The organism is Brucella sp. NBRC 12953, from assembly GCF_040369775.1.
Taxonomy (GTDB): domain Bacteria; phylum Pseudomonadota; class Alphaproteobacteria; order Rhizobiales; family Rhizobiaceae; genus Brucella; species Brucella pseudogrignonensis.
Map to the genome: position 1 here is coordinate 154,680 of NZ_BAABSV010000003.1, position 16,055 is coordinate 170,734.

The window sequence follows — 16,055 nt, forward strand, 5'->3', positions numbered from 1 at the left end:
TAAGACTTTGATTATTTAAACCATCCGGTCAAGCACATATAATATTTCCGTGCTGTCAGCATAATTGATCTTTTGAAAGCGGATATTGCTAGAAGTGAACTGTTGCAACACCTCCCATTCATAAGACTTGAAATCCGCGTTATGGCTGCTTATTTTCCAGCCTTCGGTTGGAATGCACCCGCCGCTCGCAGCCTCACGGCCTTGGTAAAGCATTCTGAATTCACGTTCCTGTTCCGGTGACGGCAGAAACGGCAATGCGAGCACCCGTTTACGAAAATGCTGCTCACATTCAGGAGCGAAACCATGACCACAGCTATCCTTGCTGGGCACAAGACAACTGATTTCAAACATCAGGCTCGCCGTTTGCGGCAGGCTCTGGGTGAAGAAGGCATTCATATCAGCCACGGAAAGGCACTGGACCTCGTTGCCCGCCAGTCCGGCACGCGTGATTGGAACACCCTTGCAGCCCATGGTGTGAAAGCTGAAGCAGCTCTCATCGAAGACAGTACTGCCCCTTATCGTGTCAGCCAACGCGTTTCAGGCATGTTCCATTCAACCGCCTTTGAAGCCCGCATTATCGGTGTTGAAGAAACGATCAAGCCTGATCTATGGCGGATAACCCTGCAGTTCGATCCTGCGATTGATGTCGCAGTTTCGCCAAACCTCTCGATGCTGCGCAGACGCTTTACGGTTGTTGTCGGTGCAGACGGGAAATCTCGCAGGTTGACCGGCAGCGAGACCGGCGGCATTGCACTTAACGTGCAATAATTTCGTCTGACTTCGCCTTAGCGCATGATTCTGAATTTTTAATGTGATTTTCAGACATATTCATGCGCCGAGCACGCTAACCGTTTCCGGCTTGCCTCAAAACAGGCCGGAAACGCTGCTAATCTGCCCCAGGGTTGCGACCTATTGGGCAGTTGCGGCCTGGAACATTGACTCTGTGCGGTGCTGATGTAAATCAGACTGCAAATTTAAAATACCCAACCGACAGGTCAGGAACATGGATAAGTTCACCAAGCTCACGGGCGTCGCGGCCCCCCTGCCGATCGTCAATATCGATACGGACATGATTATCCCGAAGGATTATTTGAAGACGATCAAGCGCACGGGTCTGAGCAAGGGGCTTTTTGCCGAAATGCGCTTTAACGAAGACGGAACCGAAAATGCGGATTTCGTACTCAACAAGCCAGGCTATCGCAACGCCCAGATTCTGGTTGCCGGCGATAATTTCGGTTGCGGCTCCTCGCGTGAACATGCGCCTTGGGCTCTGCTCGATTTCGGCATTCGTTGCGTAATCTCGACCTCGTTCGCCGACATCTTCTACAATAACTGCTTCAAGAACGGCATTCTGCCGATCAAGGTTAGCCAGGAAGAACTCGACAAGCTGATGGACGATGCATCGCGCGGTGCGAATGCTACGCTGACCATTGATCTGGAAGCCAAGGAAATCCATGGCCCGGATGGCGGTTCGATTTCCTTCGACCTCGATGATTTCAAGCGTCACTGCCTGCTCAATGGTCTCGATGACATCGGCCTGACCATGGAAAAAGTAACGAACATTGATACATTTGAAGCAAAGAACGCCCAACAGCGTCCTTGGGCATAATGGTCATTGCATTAAACGCCTCTGGTCGATGCGTGGTGGCCTGAACAAGTGAATAGGACACGATTGGCTGAAATGGCCCGAGAAGATCAAAGCGGTGACTGGGCGGCACGTTTGTCGCCCTCGCTAGACGAAATCGAATCCATCGCGATCGAAGCTCTTGCGCATCTGCCGCAAGAGTTCAGGACGCTGTGCGGCGATATCATTATCCAAATCTCTGACTTTCCTGAAGAACAGATTGTCGAAGACATGGGATTGGAAACGCCTTTCGACCTGTTAGGACTGTTCGAGGGCACCGGTATTGGTGAACGCTTCAGCCTGCAAACCGGCGAAGGCCCCAATCGCATCACGCTCTTCCGCCGTGCAATTCTGGATTACTGGTCGGAACACGAAGAAACGCTTGGCGATATCATCACTCATGTTCTCATCCATGAAATCGGCCACCATTTTGGCCTGTCGGATGACGATATGGAAGCGCTGGAAGCTCAGGCGGAATAGAATTACGGATTTGCGATGAACGGCACAGTTTTGCCATTTCCGACCAAAACCGTGACAATTTCGGCATTTTTCCGGTAGATTTCGATACAATCGCATACAGATATTGCATGCGGAGAATGCTATTGATTGCCTCAGTTCAAACCGAGTGACGATCATGAGCCTTTCTCCGGCGGCCTATCAGCTTCTCCTCGTTTACACGACCTATGTTATTGCTGCCGGAAGTCCCGGCCCCAGCAATATGCGCATCATGAGCGTTGCCATGAACCAAGGCCGAAAAGCAGGACTGATGTTTGCCGCGGGCGTCGTGACAGGCTCCATCTTCTGGGGTTTGATGGCTGCGACCGGAGTTTCAGCGATCCTCACACGTTTTGCCGAGGCACTGATTGTTCTCAAGATTTTCGGCGGACTTTACCTCCTGTATCTGGCCTTCAAAGCGGCACGCGCTGCCATGACATCGGATGAGAAAAACGCTGCCGGCGCAACGAGCGGTGATGCTTTCCTATCAGGTGGCGAGCTTTATCGACGCGGCTTGCTGCTGCATCTCTCCAATCCCAAGTCTATCCTGTCATGGATCGCACTGGTAACGCTTGGCCTTGGCACAAACTCGTCTTGGCCGCAGCTGACGGCATTCCTCGGCGGCTGTATAATGCTGAGCATCACCATTTTCTGCGGCTACGCCATTGTATTCTCTACCGCGCCCATGGTGCGCATGTATCGGCGCGCTCGCCGCTGGATCGAAGGCGTTCTTGCAGCCGTGTTTGCTGTCGCTGGCATTCGCCTGCTTCTGTCACGCTGAACCTGTCTGAGAAATGAGTATCGCAATGAAGATTTTCAAAGGCCTCTCCGCTTTCCCCCTCACCCCAATCGATGCAGCAGGCAATCTTATCGAGGACGCGCTCAACGCATTTCTCACCCGCATCCATGACTCAGGCGCGGACTCGATTGGCCTGCTGGGAAGCACTGGCGGCTACGCCTTTCTCACACGAGAACAACGTCGTCATACGGTCAGGACCGCGGTGAAATACATCGGCGGCAAGACACCGCTGATCGTGGGCGTTGGCGCATTGCGCACCGATGAAGCGCAAGCGCTTGCCCGCGATGCGGCAGATGCCGGGGCTGATGCGCTTTTGCTCGCACCCGTGTCCTATACGCCGCTCACACAGGAAGAAGGCTTTCAGCATTTCAAAGCTGTTGCCGAGACGACCGATCTGCCTTTGTGTATCTACAACAATCCCGGCACCACCCGTTTCATTTTCACCGTTGAACTGATTACGCGCTTGGCGGATCTCAAAAACATCAAGGCAATCAAAATGCCACTGCCTGCCGATAATGACTACGCGGCAGAGGTCGTGAAGTTGCGCGCTACAACGCCAGATGATTTTGCCATCGGCTATAGCGGCGATTGGGGTGCAAAAGACGCTCTGCTTGCAGGGGCTGATGCTTTCTACAGCGTGGCTGCGGGTCTTCTACCGAAGCAGTTTGCAGCACTGGTGCGCGCTGCACAAAGTGGCAAACAGCAAGAAGCCGAGCGCATCAACGCTGCATTTGAACCACTCTGGAACCTCTTCAAAGTCCATGGCAGTTTCCGCGTCATGTATCTGATCGCCGATCTGCTTGGTCTTGCAAAGATCGAACCGCCGCGGCCCATTCTGCCATTGGGCGAAGAAGCGCGTGCACAGGTTGAGGCGGCATTGAAAGCGTTGGATGACCTGCCTCAATAAATGAAACAAAGGCGCCCGTTTGGGCGCGTTTTGCTTAACTCGTTTGACCGCGCATCTTATTCTGAAAACCGGTACCCACTTTTCGGGATGCGCTTTATGCCACGCTCAGGCGGACATCGATATTACCGCGTGTTGCATGTGAATAAGGGCAGACGATGTGCGCGGCATTGACCAGCTCTTCTGCCTTGGCTTTTTCAACACCCGGCAGAGCAACTGCCAGAGCCACATCCAGACCAAACCCTGTACCATCTTCACGCGGACCGATACCAACGGTGGCAGTCACTGTGCTTTCAGCGGAAATGGAAACCTTTTCTTTCGCTGCGACAAATTTCAATGCGCCGAGGAAACAAGCAGCATAGCCGGATGCAAACAGCTGCTCAGGATTGGTGCCTTCGCCACCCGAACCGCCGAGTTCCTTCGGGGTGTCGAGAACAACACTTAAACGACCATCAGCGGTCTTGGCGCTGCCTGTGCGGCCGCCAGTGGCTGTTGACTGGGTCGTGTAAAGAATAGCCATTTGAAAATCTCCATTGATGGGTGTTCGTTTATCTCCGCAACCAAAATTGCAAAATATTGAATTGCGCACAATCTATTTTTGCAAAATATATTATCACAAATATGTGACGCGCAATTCAATTGCACCTCATGTAAAGTTCTGCCATGGAGCTTGCGCTATGAAAGACGACCCAAAAGAATCCCATCTCAATCTATCGGATATGGTATGTTTCGCGATCTATTCGACCGCGAATGCGCTAACCCGCGCTTATCAGCCGATCCTCAGCAAACTGGAACTCACCTATCCGCAGTTTCTGGTCATGATTGTTTTGTGGCAACAGGATAACCGCACGGTTTCTGAAATCGGCGCGAAACTCAATCTCGATTCCGGCACCCTCACCCCGCTTTTGAAAAGGCTGGAAGCAGCAGGACATATCGCACGTCGCAGAGACAGCCAGGATGAGCGACAGGTCCGCATTACGCTGACCGATGGAGGCAGGGCTTTGCGCCTAGAGGCCGAAAGCATTCCTGAGCAGGTCTTCTGCGCACTCGGTCAGCCCATCAGTGACTTGCAGGATCTTCGAGCACAGCTGCTTGATGTCCGCAACAATCTCAAAGACAGTATCTCGGGTTAGATCCCGAACGCACATCCCGAAAACAGTTCCACACTTTTCAGGATGCACTATTAAAAAAGCGCCGGTTTCCCGGCGCTTTTGTTTTTTCAAACTGCAATCTTGATTAAGCAGCAAGTGCCTTTGGCGTAATCAGGCCACGAGCAACAAGCAGTTCTGCGATCTGGATCGTGTTGAGAGCGGCGCCCTTGCGCAGATTGTCGGAAACAACCCAAAGTGCCAGACCGTTTTCAACCGTGATGTCTTCACGGATACGGCTGATGTAGGTTGCATCTTCGCCAGCCGATTCATACGGCGTGATATAGCCGCCGTCTTCGTGCTTATCGACAACCTGACAGCCAGGCGCTTCGCGCAGAATTTCGCGCGCTTCTTCAGCCGAAATCGGATTTTCAAACTCGATGTTGACTGCTTCCGAGTGACCGATGAACACAGGTACACGAACAGCGGTTGCCGTGAGCTTGATCTTTGGATCGAGCATCTTCTTGGTTTCGGCCACCATCTTCCATTCTTCCTTGGTGTAGCCGTCTTCCATGAAAACATCGATATGCGGAATCACGTTGAACGCAATGCGCTTGGTGAACTTCTGAGCGGTGACAGGATCAGCAACAAAAACTGCACGCGACTGCTGGAATAATTCGTCCATGCCTTCCTTGCCAGCACCCGAAACGGACTGGTAGGTCGAAACAACAACGCGCTTGATCTTGGCTGCATCGTGCAGAGGCTTCAGAGCCACGACGAGCTGCGCAGTCGAGCAGTTCGGGTTAGCAATGATGTTCTTCTTGCGAAAACCTTCAATCGCATCAGGGTTCACTTCAGGAACAATGAGCGGCACATTGGCGTCATAGCGCCATGCGGACGAGTTATCGATAACAACGCAGCCCTGCGCACCGATCTTTGGCGACCATTCCTTGGAAATGTTGCCGCCAGCGGACATGAGGCAGATGTCGGTATCTGAGAAATCATACTGATCGAGCGGCTTAACCTTCAGCGTCTTGTCGCCATAGGATACTTCCGTACCCTGGCTGCGACGCGAAGCGAGAGCCACGACTTCATCAGCCGGAAAGCCACGTTCTTCGAGGATATTGAGCATTTCGCGCCCGACATTACCGGTGGCGCCGACGACTGCAATCTTGAAACCCATTTACCTTCTCCTGTCCTCTCCGCTTCCATAAAAACCCGCGACCAGCGGGCCTTATCCCTGGGCCGGACCCGGGGAGAGAGGGCGAGCAGGCCAAGGGGTCAGACCGTTTTGGTGGTCGTTTTAATGCAAGTGGCCGTGGTAGTTTTGGAAACGGACGCCATAGGGCTGTCAATGGCGATGAGGCCATTCAGTCCACACAGGCTATGTGATGCGCGAGAAGCGTTCACGGGATTGTCTCCTTTTCCGATTGCGCTTTTAAGCCCTTTGAAAAAAGAGTCAATGTGTTTGCAGCGATGAGCGCAACAAAACTGCTCAAATATGCAGGAACGATCCCGCTTATTACGCAGAGACCACGAAATGATAAAGGCCCACGCGGCGAATGCTGCGCGGGCCTTTCAAAAATGGTGCTCTAATTAGTAAAGCAGACGCGTGCGAACCGTACCCGGAATTTCGCGCATTGCCTGAAGCACATCTTCGGCATGTTCTTCCATCGCATCGCCTTCGATCACCACATAGCCAACTTCACCATCTGTCTGCAGGAACTGACTGACGATGTTGATGTTGTGAGATGAGAAGATGTTGACGAGGCTGTTGAGAATGCCCGGACGGTTCTCATGCACATGCATGAAGCGCGTGCCGCTTGGACGTGCAGGCAGCTGAACCTGCGGAAAGTTAACCGCGCCCAGCGTCGAACCGACATCGGAATACTCAACCAGCTTGCGGCTGACTTCCATACCGATGCGCTCCTGCGCTTCTTCGGTGGAACCGCCGATATGCGGGGTCAGGATAACGTTTTCAAGTCCCTGCAATGGCGAAACAAACGGGTCCTTGTTCGAAGCCGGTTCAACCGGGAAGACGTCAATTGCCGCACCAGCAAGATGACCTTCTTTAAGCACTGTAGCCAATGCTTCCAGATCGACCACAGTTCCGCGCGCATTGTTGATGAGGAAGGCACCCTTCTTCATCTTGCGCAGCTTCGCTTCGGTGATCATCTTGGCCGTCGACTTGTTCGATGGCACATGGAGGCTGATTACGTCCGAAATTTCGAGCAATTCATCAAGCGTGTCCGTCGGGATCACGTTGCCATATTGCAGCTTGTCGGTCATGTCGAAATAGCGGACCGTCATGCCGAGGCTTTCAGCGAGATTGCCGACCTGCGAACCGATATTGCCGTAGCCAACGATACCCAGCGTCTTGCCACGGACTTCGCGGCTGCCGGTCGCGCTCTTATCCCAGCCGCCGACATGGGCTGCATTGGAGCGTGGGAAAATACGACGCATCAGCATGATGATTTCGCCAATCACCAGTTCAGCAACCGAGCGAGTGTTGGAGAAAGGTGCGTTGAATACCGGAATACCACGCTTGCGGGCGGCTTTCAGATCAACCTGATTGGTGCCGACCGAGAAACAACCGACTGCGATCAGACGCTGCGCCGCTTCAAACACTTCGTCGGTGAGCTGCGTGCGCGAGCGAATTCCAACGATATGCGCGGATGAAATCGCCTCGATCAGCTCAGCCTTGTCGAGTGCCTTGGGCAGATGAACGACGTTGGTGTAACCGGACGATTTGAAATAATCGACAGCAGACTGGTTAATGCCTTCGAGAAGAAGAACGTTGATACGCTCGCGCGCGAATGAAAGACGTGCAGTCATGTTTGGGGCTTTCAGGCTCTGGGCTCGATGTTCGCTCAGCGACATAAATCAATCTGCAAATGTCGTCACTGCGATATTTTGGGGCATGCGGATGAATTGAACTCTGGGAATTTGTCGGCATTTATCGCGAGAGCGACTTAACACCCAATGCGTGAGAAAAAAACCAAATTCGACGAAAAATGGCTGTTAGAGGTCGTATTTGGATAATCATTCCTATTTCATCATCACAGCATACGCGGTCACGCCTAAAATAAAGGCATTCCAACGCCTAACGGACAACAATAGCGCGAGCATTACCATCTATCCGGATTGCCTGATCTAGCCTTCGTTGCGAGTCGCGCCATCGCGGTCACGTTCATAGTGTCTTTTGAGTGGAAATGGCGGCAACCAGGATTCACGCCGGATAGTCCAGAGCTCATAGGTTGGCTTGAACTGATCTGGGGCATCAAGAGACCCCAGATTGATTTCAACCTCATCTTCCGATCTTGAAAAGACCGAGGAACCACAAAGCGGACAGAAATATCGTCCCGCATAATCCTTTGTTTCGCCGTCAATTGTTACCGCGCTTTCTGGAAAAATTGCCGACGCGTGAAACAAAGCGCCGTGATGCTTACGGCATTCAAGACAATGGCAAATTCCTACGCGGTAGGGTGAACCGGAAGCAACAAACCGCACATTGCCGCAAAGGCAGCCCCCTTCAAAACGCTTCATGTCTGATCTCCTCAAGAAAAGAGCTGCCAGATTTTCAGTTCTGATAATATTGCGACCACGCTCGTCTTCAGCGCACAGCCTGTCAACTTTCACGGGGCAACAAGCCGGGCGGTTCTCATACTAAAAGATAATAAACGGATTAAACGATTCAGTTCATCATGCTTGCGTGGAAAAAGTGTGTGGAAGTTGGAGGAGAACGTCCGCGCACATCAGCAAAATTGCTGTTGGGAGGAATTAATGTCAGTTCAATCGAGCGCCAAGGCCGGCGCACCTAAAATGACGCGTGAAGAAAAGAAGGTGATCTTCGCTTCTTCGCTCGGCACTGTATTTGAATGGTACGATTTTTATCTCTACGGAACACTTGCTGCCTTTATCGGCGCTGCGTTCTTCAATGAATATCCTGAAACAACCCGTAATATTTTCGTACTGCTCGCTTTCGCAGCAGGCTTTCTCGTACGCCCGTTTGGCGCACTCGTCTTCGGACGTATCGGCGATCTCGTTGGTCGTAAATATACGTTCCTCGTTACCATCGTCATCATGGGCGCATCGACGTTCCTCGTCGGTATACTGCCCGGATCGGCAACGCTCGGTATTGTTGCACCTGCGATCCTGATCATTCTGCGCATGTTGCAGGGTCTGGCGCTTGGCGGCGAATATGGTGGCGCTGCTACCTATGTTGCTGAACACGCCCCGAACGGTCGTCGCGGCTTCTACACGTCCTGGATTCAGACAACCGCAACGCTGGGCCTGTTCCTTTCGCTGATGGTTATCCTGAGCATTCAGAACGTGATGACGACCGAGTCCTTTGCTGCCTGGGGCTGGCGTATTCCGTTCCTGGTTTCGATCATTCTTCTGGGTATCTCGGTCTGGATTCGGATGCAGATGAGTGAATCCCCAGCCTTCAAGAAAATGAAGGAAGAAGGAAAAACATCCAAGGCACCGCTTTCTGAAGCATTCGGTCAGTGGAAAAATGCAAAGATCGCCCTCATCGCGCTGTTCGGCCTTACCATGGGTCAGGCTGTCGTCTGGTATTGCGGTCAGTTCTACGCTCTGTTCTTCTTGCAGAACGTGCTGAAGGTTGAAAACCAGACCGCAAACATCATGGTGGCTGCAGCCCTTCTGCTCGGCACCAGCTTCTTCGTCATCTTTGGCTGGCTGTCCGATAAAATCGGCCGTAAGCCAATCATCATGGCAGGCCTGCTGCTTGCAGCAGTAACCTACTTCCCGCTGTTCAAAGCTCTCACGCAGGCTGCAAACCCGGCGCTGGCACAGGCCGAACAGACAATCCGTGCAACCGTTACGGCTGCTCCTGGCGACTGTAACTTCCAGTTCAATGCAACAGGCACTTCAAAATTCACCAGCTCCTGCGATATCGCAACGAGCTTCCTGTCGCGCAGTGCTGTGCCTTATGATGTTGTGATCGGCCCTGCCGGACAGCCTGCAACGGTCAAGATCGGCGAATCCACTGTAACTTCGTTTGATGCGAATGCAGCTGGTGCAGAAGCAACTGCAAAGCAGGCTGCGTTGACCCATGACATCAACCTCGCCCTGCAAAAGGCTGGTTGGCCGCTCGTACGCAGCCCTGCCAAAGTTGCAGATTCCAAGCTCGATGCCTTCATCGCAGCCAATCCGGAACTGGAACTGAATGCGGAAGCCGTACGTGCCGGTGAAAAGGCAACCATGTCGAGCGCTGATCTGGTCAAGAACAAGATCATCACGCAGGCGGAAGCCGATGCTGCCGCACAGCCTGAACAGGCTGTCTATACCATCCCGAATGCAGGCGCATTCAAGATGGTCGCCGATCCTTCGCAGATCAACTGGGTTATGACGATCGCCATTCTCACCATTCTCGTGATTTACGTCACGATGGTTTATGGCCCAATCGCCGCTATTCTGGTTGAAATGTTCCCGACCCGCATTCGTTACACCGGTATGTCGCTGCCATATCACATTGGTAACGGCTGGTTCGGTGGCCTGCTGCCAGCAACCGTCTTCGCGATGAGTGCTGCTAAGGGCGATATCTACTACGGACTTTGGTATCCGATCGTGCTTGCAACAATCACGCTCGTTATCGGCCTCCTGTTCGTCAAGGAAACCAAGAATGTCGATCTCAATAAGATTGACTAATTGAGCTCAAATAAAATGAAAACGCCGCCTCATCGGGCGGCGTTTTTTATTGGGCCCACTCAACGATATTGTGCCTCGATCTCGATAAGCTTCTGCTTTCGCCAAAGGCCTCCGCCATAACCGGTCAGTGATCCATCCGCACCAATCACCCGATGACACGGAATGATGATGGCAATCTGATTGGCACCGTTCGCCCGCGCCACAGCACGAACCGCAAGCGGCTTTTCTACTGCCCTCGCAATCTCGCTATAGCTTCGCGTCTGACCCGCTCCGATATTCTGTAACTCACGCCAGACATCGCGTGTAAATGCGCTCCCATGCAGCACCAGCGGAATACTGAAATTGGCGGATCGTCCTGCAAAAAATGCATCAAGCTCCCGTTCCAGCACATCATGCGACGGATATCGTCCGATACCGATTGCACCATGACAGGCCTTGTGCAGCTTTTTCAGCTCTTGCGGCAACGCCTTGCGATCCGCAAATTCCAGCAAATGCAGGGATGACTGATCACATACGGCAATCATTGTACCGAGCGGCGTCTTAATCCAATCTGCGCGGAGCAAACCACCTTTTTGCAACTGCGCTGGGGGCAGACCTAAAATTCGGGCGAAAGCATTGCGGAACGCATCGGGTGATTCAAAACCCGCATCGACTTGCGCATCGATGACACGCTCACCCTGCGCAAGCGTCTGGAAACCCTGTCGCAACCGTTCCTGCCGAGCCATTTCAAGGAAGGTAATGCCGAAATGCCGCCTGAAACTACGCCGCACGGTCGATGGATCAAAGCCTATGCCAGCGACATCACCCTCGCTCCAGCGCCGTTGCGGCTGTGCTTCCAACGCTTTTAGCAGACGATCGACAGAAACATCCGCTTCCGCTGCGGGCTGCAACGGGTGGCATCTTTTGCAAGCGCGGAAACCCTCGGCAATGCATTCAGGTATTGAAGCAAAGAACCGGCAATTCTCTTTCAACGGCTTTCGTGCGGGACAGGTCAACCGGCAGAAAATGCCCGTCGAAAGCACGCCAACATAGGCTTTGCCTTCATACGCGGTGTCGCGGGCAAGCAAGGCGTCATACAAGGTGTTCATATCGGGAAGTGTGTTCAACATGACCACTATTCTTAGCGTCCTGGCGATAAATTGCAGCCGGAAATCGGGCGTTTATTTTCCAGTTATCCACTTTCTGCAGAGCGGTGAAACAACTTTACTATAACAAAACAATTCTATTCATTCTTAGTCAAACACACGCTATTTATTCTGAATATCATAGCATTTCCAGCAAAAGTGCGAAGCGGTTTTGCGTCGGATATTGCGTAAGAACAAACAGTTACAGCGGTTCCAACGATTCATTCTGAACTGGGCCCGCTGTAAGACAGCCGTGTATCCGTAACAAACCGAACAAGCAGGTGAAGAATTGCCTTCAGGAGTCGACACAGCAATCAGTGCTGCTGATGCTTTCTCTCATATGAGAATTATCAATGGCATGGGTATCAGTCTGTGCATATCGCGGCTGCTCATCTTTGCTTCGCGCTTCGTCCAGCATCCGAACAAGCATAAAATATCTTATATGCATATCGGATGGGTTATTGTTGTTTTCCTCTGGATCATTCAGTTCTGGTGGGACTATCTTTTTGAAAGCGGCACAAAGACATACAATGTCTACACCTACGTCTCAGACCTTCTTTATGTTTTCGGCCTGTTTTTCATGTGCGTTACTTTAACGCCGGACGATATCAAGGAATATGGCGATTACGAACGCTATTTTATGTCGCGAAAAACATGGCTGCTGTCACTATTGATATTGCTCAATCTGATGGAACTTGTGCGCAGTGCTGGCCCCAGCATTTCAATCAATAATGAAGAATCTCCGCTCGGCGATTTCATTTTCTTTGCGATCGAAACTGCCGTGATATTGTTTGCAATGCGGATCAAAAGGAAGGGATTTCAATATTTCTTCATCGCCTTGCTGATAGCTGCGGTGTTCGCAAACTTCACAATACAGCTCGACTGAAAACAATAAAAAAGCCGCTGCGCGATCTCTGCACAGCGGCCATTTCTAAAAGGTATTATCAGCGATTAAGCCGAAAGCGCCTTGAACTTTGCAAGAATTGCATCGCCCATTTCGGTTGTGCCAACCTTGTTGGTGCCTTCCGACCAGATGTCGGCAGTGCGCAGACCATCATCGAGAACACCGGCAATCGCAGCTTCCAGACGATCAGCTTCATCGATCAGGTTGAACGAGTAGCGCAGGCACATGGCAAGCGAAGCGATCATGGCAATCGGATTGGCAACGCCCTGGCCAGCAATGTCTGGTGCCGAACCATGTACTGGCTCGTAAAGGGCCTTGCGCTTGCCGGTCACACCGTCAGCAGCACCGAGCGAAGCCGACGGCAACATGCCGAGCGAACCGGTCAGCATAGCAGCAACGTCGGAAAGCATATCGCCAAACAGATTATCGGTCACGATCACGTCGAACTGCTTCGGCCAGCGAACGAGTTGCATACCGCCGGCATCAGCCAGCATATGCTCAAGTTCAACATCCGAATGCTTTTCCTTGTGACGAGCGGTAACGACCTGATTCCACAGGACGCCCGACTTCATCACATTGCGCTTTTCCATCGACGTAACTTTGTTGCCGCGGGTGCGCGCAAGTTCAAAAGCCACATCGGCAATGCGTTCGATTTCGTAGGTGTCGTAAATCTGCGTATCGATACCGCGCTTCTGGCCGTTGCCCAGGTCAATGATTTCCTTAGGCTCACCGAAGTAAACACCACCGGTAAGCTCGCGCAGGATCAGAATGTCGAGGCCTTCGATCACTTCCGGCTTCAGCGACGATGAATGTGCGAGGGCCGGATAGCAGATTGCCGGACGCAGGTTGGCATAAAGTGCCAGATCCTTGCGCAGACGCAAGAGACCTGCTTCGGGGCGGACTTCATAAGGAACGCTATCCCACTTAGGACCGCCAACCGCACCGAAAAGCACAGCATCAGCAGCAAGCGCCTTTTCCATATCCGCATCGGAAATCGCCTGACCGTGCGCATCATATGCCGATCCGCCAACCAGGCCTTCGTCGGTTTCAAAACCGAGATTCAGACCCGAATTGAGGAAAGCGATAATTTTGCGGACCTCAGCCATTGCTTCGGGACCGATGCCATCGCCGGGCAGGAGAAGGAGTTTTCTGGATGCCATAATGCCAAGCCTCTGTTTTTTCTCACACAATAGCGGCAGGGAAATCAATTTCCGATATCGTGCTTTCAAGTTCCGCGAGGGTTATAGAACCCCCTCGCGCGGCAAGCAACAACCCGCGATGCGAAATTTATGAAAAAGAACAGAGGAGATGCAGAAATTATATAACGGCTTTATCGGGCAGATCCGTTCAAACTTCAAATCTGCCCGAAGCTGGATACCCTCTATTCCAGAGGACGTGCTTCCGATGGCAGCATGATCGGAATACCGCCGCGAACCGGATAGGCAAGTCTCGCCTTTTGCGAGATCAACTCATTATTGTCCGCATCATATTGAAGCGGTCCTTTGGTTAGCGGACAAACAAGCAGCTCAAGCAGTTTCACGTCAAGGTTGCCGGTATTTTCATCTATTGCCATTATTGTTTCCCCAGCAGTCATTGCAGACGCGAACCATAATCGTCTTTGGCCTTCGCCAGAACCATTTCGGTAATCGCGATGAGGGTCGCGGCCCGTGTTTTTAAATCTGCAGCTTCCAGAAGCGCCTGCTTTTCAGCAGGACCGAAGGGAGACATCATCGAAAGCGCATTGACCAGTGTGTCGTTGGCAGCCCGCGAAATACTATCCCAGTCCGCTTCCAGATTATGCACTTCGAGATAGTCCTTGAAAGCACGCAACAGCGCTTCGCGGTCAATCTCACCGACATCGCGAGCCGCTTCAAGATCGGTCAGGAACGGTGCAATCCTGCATTGGCGATAAGGTCTGCGGCAGTTCACTTCCTCCAGAACCCGGAACCGGCAGATACCCTGCAATGTAATAAGCACACGCCCGTCGCCAGTCTCCGAATAGGTAGTGATCCGTCCAAGGCATCCAACCTGACTCAATTGCGGTCGAGCAGTCTCGTCGAACGTCTCGCCCTCGTCGTCGTCGTCATCTGCATCTTCAATGCGAGGCTGGATCATCGCGATAATCCGCTTACCAGCGAGCGCGTCTTCGACCATTTCGAGATAGCGTGGCTCAAAAATGTTCAGTGGCAGCTGGCCACCCGGCAAAAGAAGGGCTCCCTTGAGCGGAAACACCGGAATAAGCTCCGGAATATCCGAAGCTGTCCGATATCGGGCATTGCCCACTTGCATGACTTTCTCCTTCTGAGCATTTCCAGCCAAAGTGCGAAGCAGCTTTCCATGTGGAAATGCATAAAAATAAAGTGATAAAGTGGCTTCAATGGTTCCGTATTATGAAGCCGCTTAAGAAAACAGGAGCGATGAAAGCTTGCGGCGCGCACCCAGTGTCGCCGGATCTGCGTTGCCCCATGCCTCAAAGAATTGAAGAAGTTGCTTGCGCGCACCATCATCGTTCCAGCTGCGATCAGCCTTCATGACAGCCAGCAACTCATCAGCCGCTTCAACACGTCGTCCCTGCGCATTGCGCACCTGCGCAAGATCGTAACGCGCCTGAAAATCGTTCGGATCAGCCTGAACACGACGCTCCAGCTCTACCGGATCACCGATCAGCTTCACCTGATCAGCAAGTGCAAGCCGCGCTTCAAGCGCACGAACCGGCGCTGCATCCTGCTTGTCAGCAGGCAGGCTTGCCAGAATTTCACGCGCCTTATCGGCATCACCTGATTCAAGCAGGCAAGTCGCCAGACCGACAACAGCATCGACATTATCAGGCGCAACCTGCAGGATTGACGAGAAAATCTGCGCCGATTGCACAAAGTCACCAGCTTCAACCAGTTCCTTGCCCGCGGTCACGGCTTCGGCAATTGCCGCTTCCTGATCGCTTGGGCCACCTATTTTCGCGATGAATTCCTTCACCTTGGATTCAGGCAGCGCACCCATAAAGCCATCGGCAGGCTGGCCGTTCACAAAGGCAATGACAGCCGGGATGGACTGGATGCCGAGCTGGCCCGCGATCGACGGATGGTCATCAATATTCATCTTAACGAGCTTGACTGCACCGCCTGCTTCACGAACTGCGTTTTCGATAATTGGCGTGAGCTGTTTGCAAGGGCCGCACCATGGCGCCCAGAAATCAACGAGGACCGGCTGATTTCGCGATTCTGCAATAACGTCCGCCTGAAAGGCTGCAGTCGTTGTGTCCTTGATAAGATCATTGCCGCCCAGAGACGCGCCACCGGCAGTCGGAGCCGATGTGCCAAAAGACACATTGCCGGTCATTTGCGCACCTGAGTTCGAATAGGGATTGTTCTGGCTCGTCATCGGATATTCCTTATGTCTTCCAGCTTGCATATAGGGCAGCGGCAGGCCGGTTTCGATATCTCAGCT

At 52.5% G+C, this 16,055-nt stretch carries 18 protein-coding genes; 8 read left to right on the top strand and 10 right to left on the bottom strand.

The window, feature by feature from the left end:
• Positions 1–15 precede the first annotated feature (15 nt).
• Complete coding sequence (locus ABWV94_RS08220) at positions 16–255, bottom strand: hypothetical protein (protein ID WP_353413091.1); 240 nt, start codon at positions 253–255, stop codon at positions 16–18.
• Positions 256–303: 48 nt separating this feature from the next.
• On the opposite strand from ABWV94_RS08220, the gene ABWV94_RS08225 reads away from it, so the two are divergent.
• From ABWV94_RS08225 to ABWV94_RS08245, 5 genes are all read left to right on the top strand, one after another.
• A complete protein-coding gene (locus ABWV94_RS08225) occupies positions 304–768 on the top strand; it encodes a glyoxalase superfamily protein (protein ID WP_353413093.1) in 465 nt (154 codons plus the stop codon).
• 235 nt (positions 769–1,003) lie between these two features.
• Complete coding sequence (leuD, locus tag ABWV94_RS08230) at positions 1,004–1,609, top strand: 3-isopropylmalate dehydratase small subunit (RefSeq protein ID WP_007877773.1); 606 nt, start codon at positions 1,004–1,006, stop codon at positions 1,607–1,609.
• Between the two features lie 72 nt (positions 1,610–1,681).
• Complete coding sequence (locus ABWV94_RS08235; RefSeq protein WP_007877771.1) at positions 1,682–2,104, top strand: metallopeptidase family protein; 423 nt, start codon at positions 1,682–1,684, stop codon at positions 2,102–2,104.
• Positions 2,105–2,258: 154 nt separating this feature from the next.
• Positions 2,259–2,900 carry a LysE family translocator gene (locus tag ABWV94_RS08240; RefSeq protein WP_353413095.1) on the top strand — a complete coding sequence of 214 codons (642 nt, stop codon included), beginning with the start codon at positions 2,259–2,261 and terminating at the stop codon, positions 2,898–2,900.
• 25 nt (positions 2,901–2,925) lie between these two features.
• Entirely contained in the window at positions 2,926–3,825 is a 900-nt protein-coding gene (locus ABWV94_RS08245) for a dihydrodipicolinate synthase family protein (protein ID WP_502905156.1), read from the top strand.
• Positions 3,826–3,919: 94 nt separating this feature from the next.
• On the opposite strand, the gene ABWV94_RS08250 is transcribed toward ABWV94_RS08245, so the two are convergent.
• Positions 3,920–4,342, bottom strand: coding sequence for an organic hydroperoxide resistance protein (locus tag ABWV94_RS08250; RefSeq protein ID WP_007877768.1), 423 nt, complete (start codon positions 4,340–4,342; stop codon positions 3,920–3,922).
• A gap of 157 nt (positions 4,343–4,499) precedes the next feature.
• Here ABWV94_RS08250 and ohrR point away from each other — a divergent pair, with 157 nt between their 5' ends.
• Entirely contained in the window at positions 4,500–4,955 is a 456-nt protein-coding gene (gene ohrR, locus ABWV94_RS08255; RefSeq protein WP_079213418.1) for a transcriptional regulator OhrR, read from the top strand.
• A gap of 103 nt (positions 4,956–5,058) precedes the next feature.
• On the opposite strand, the gene ABWV94_RS08260 is transcribed toward ohrR, so the two are convergent.
• The 3 genes from ABWV94_RS08260 to ABWV94_RS08270 all read right to left on the bottom strand — a co-directional run bounded on the left by ABWV94_RS08260 (position 5,059) and on the right by ABWV94_RS08270 (position 8,456).
• Positions 5,059–6,093: an aspartate-semialdehyde dehydrogenase gene (locus ABWV94_RS08260; protein WP_007877766.1), complete on the bottom strand. Its 1,035-nt coding sequence runs from the start codon at positions 6,091–6,093 to the stop codon at positions 5,059–5,061.
• Positions 6,094–6,506: 413 nt separating this feature from the next.
• The gene (serA, locus tag ABWV94_RS08265) at positions 6,507–7,745 is read right to left on the bottom strand and encodes a phosphoglycerate dehydrogenase (protein WP_007877765.1); all 1,239 of its coding nucleotides are present in this window, start codon (positions 7,743–7,745) and stop codon (positions 6,507–6,509) included.
• A 318-nt stretch (positions 7,746–8,063) separates the two neighbouring features.
• Positions 8,064–8,456 carry a GFA family protein gene (locus tag ABWV94_RS08270; protein ID WP_353413099.1) on the bottom strand — a complete coding sequence of 131 codons (393 nt, stop codon included), beginning with the start codon at positions 8,454–8,456 and terminating at the stop codon, positions 8,064–8,066.
• 237 nt (positions 8,457–8,693) lie between these two features.
• Here ABWV94_RS08270 and ABWV94_RS08275 point away from each other — a divergent pair, with 237 nt between their 5' ends.
• Complete coding sequence (locus tag ABWV94_RS08275) at positions 8,694–10,583, top strand: MFS transporter (protein WP_007877756.1); 1,890 nt, start codon at positions 8,694–8,696, stop codon at positions 10,581–10,583.
• Between the two features lie 59 nt (positions 10,584–10,642).
• On the opposite strand, the gene ABWV94_RS08280 is transcribed toward ABWV94_RS08275, so the two are convergent.
• The gene (locus tag ABWV94_RS08280; RefSeq protein WP_353413101.1) at positions 10,643–11,692 is read right to left on the bottom strand and encodes a bifunctional transcriptional activator/DNA repair enzyme AdaA; all 1,050 of its coding nucleotides are present in this window, start codon (positions 11,690–11,692) and stop codon (positions 10,643–10,645) included.
• 304 nt (positions 11,693–11,996) lie between these two features.
• Here ABWV94_RS08280 and ABWV94_RS08285 point away from each other — a divergent pair, with 304 nt between their 5' ends.
• Positions 11,997–12,593, top strand: coding sequence for a hypothetical protein (locus ABWV94_RS08285; RefSeq protein ID WP_353413103.1), 597 nt, complete (start codon positions 11,997–11,999; stop codon positions 12,591–12,593).
• A 65-nt stretch (positions 12,594–12,658) separates the two neighbouring features.
• Here ABWV94_RS08285 and leuB read toward each other — a convergent pair whose 3' ends face one another.
• From leuB to trxA, 4 genes are all read right to left on the bottom strand, one after another.
• On the bottom strand, positions 12,659–13,771 hold the full coding sequence (gene leuB / locus ABWV94_RS08290; RefSeq protein ID WP_007877752.1) for a 3-isopropylmalate dehydrogenase: 1,113 nt from the start codon (positions 13,769–13,771) through the stop codon (positions 12,659–12,661).
• 221 nt (positions 13,772–13,992) lie between these two features.
• Positions 13,993–14,184 (bottom strand): Trm112 family protein, encoded by a 192-nt coding sequence (locus ABWV94_RS08295; protein ID WP_353413105.1) that lies wholly within the window; start codon positions 14,182–14,184, stop codon positions 13,993–13,995.
• A gap of 17 nt (positions 14,185–14,201) precedes the next feature.
• Positions 14,202–14,900 (bottom strand): LON peptidase substrate-binding domain-containing protein, encoded by a 699-nt coding sequence (locus tag ABWV94_RS08300; RefSeq protein WP_353413107.1) that lies wholly within the window; start codon positions 14,898–14,900, stop codon positions 14,202–14,204.
• A gap of 111 nt (positions 14,901–15,011) precedes the next feature.
• Positions 15,012–15,989, bottom strand: a complete 978-nt coding sequence (trxA, locus tag ABWV94_RS08305; RefSeq protein WP_353413109.1) for a thioredoxin — start codon at positions 15,987–15,989, stop codon at positions 15,012–15,014.
• Between the last annotated feature and the right edge of the window lie 66 nt (positions 15,990–16,055).

What these genes read in the sequence shown, in the direction of transcription:
- ABWV94_RS08225 (WP_353413093.1), top strand. Translation starts at nt 304, where the DNA reads ATGACCACAGCTATCCTTGCTGGGCACAAGACAACTGATTTCAAACAT.
- leuD (WP_007877773.1), top strand. Translation starts at nt 1,004, where the DNA reads ATGGATAAGTTCACCAAGCTCACGGGCGTCGCGGCCCCCCTGCCGATC.
- ABWV94_RS08235 (WP_007877771.1), top strand. Translation starts at nt 1,682, where the DNA reads ATGGCCCGAGAAGATCAAAGCGGTGACTGGGCGGCACGTTTGTCGCCC.
- ABWV94_RS08240 (WP_353413095.1), top strand. Translation starts at nt 2,259, where the DNA reads ATGAGCCTTTCTCCGGCGGCCTATCAGCTTCTCCTCGTTTACACGACC.
- ABWV94_RS08245 (WP_502905156.1), top strand. Translation starts at nt 2,926, where the DNA reads ATGAAGATTTTCAAAGGCCTCTCCGCTTTCCCCCTCACCCCAATCGAT.
- ABWV94_RS08250 (WP_007877768.1), bottom strand. Translation starts at nt 4,342, where the DNA reads ATGGCTATTCTTTACACGACCCAGTCAACAGCCACTGGCGGCCGCACA.
- ohrR (WP_079213418.1), top strand. Translation starts at nt 4,500, where the DNA reads ATGAAAGACGACCCAAAAGAATCCCATCTCAATCTATCGGATATGGTA.
- ABWV94_RS08260 (WP_007877766.1), bottom strand. Translation starts at nt 6,093, where the DNA reads ATGGGTTTCAAGATTGCAGTCGTCGGCGCCACCGGTAATGTCGGGCGC.
- serA (WP_007877765.1), bottom strand. Translation starts at nt 7,745, where the DNA reads ATGACTGCACGTCTTTCATTCGCGCGCGAGCGTATCAACGTTCTTCTT.
- ABWV94_RS08270 (WP_353413099.1), bottom strand. Translation starts at nt 8,456, where the DNA reads ATGAAGCGTTTTGAAGGGGGCTGCCTTTGCGGCAATGTGCGGTTTGTT.
- ABWV94_RS08275 (WP_007877756.1), top strand. Translation starts at nt 8,694, where the DNA reads ATGTCAGTTCAATCGAGCGCCAAGGCCGGCGCACCTAAAATGACGCGT.
- ABWV94_RS08280 (WP_353413101.1), bottom strand. Translation starts at nt 11,692, where the DNA reads ATGTTGAACACACTTCCCGATATGAACACCTTGTATGACGCCTTGCTT.
- leuB (WP_007877752.1), bottom strand. Translation starts at nt 13,771, where the DNA reads ATGGCATCCAGAAAACTCCTTCTCCTGCCCGGCGATGGCATCGGTCCC.
- ABWV94_RS08295 (WP_353413105.1), bottom strand. Translation starts at nt 14,184, where the DNA reads ATGGCAATAGATGAAAATACCGGCAACCTTGACGTGAAACTGCTTGAG.
- ABWV94_RS08300 (WP_353413107.1), bottom strand. Translation starts at nt 14,900, where the DNA reads ATGCAAGTGGGCAATGCCCGATATCGGACAGCTTCGGATATTCCGGAG.
- trxA (WP_353413109.1), bottom strand. Translation starts at nt 15,989, where the DNA reads ATGACGAGCCAGAACAATCCCTATTCGAACTCAGGTGCGCAAATGACC.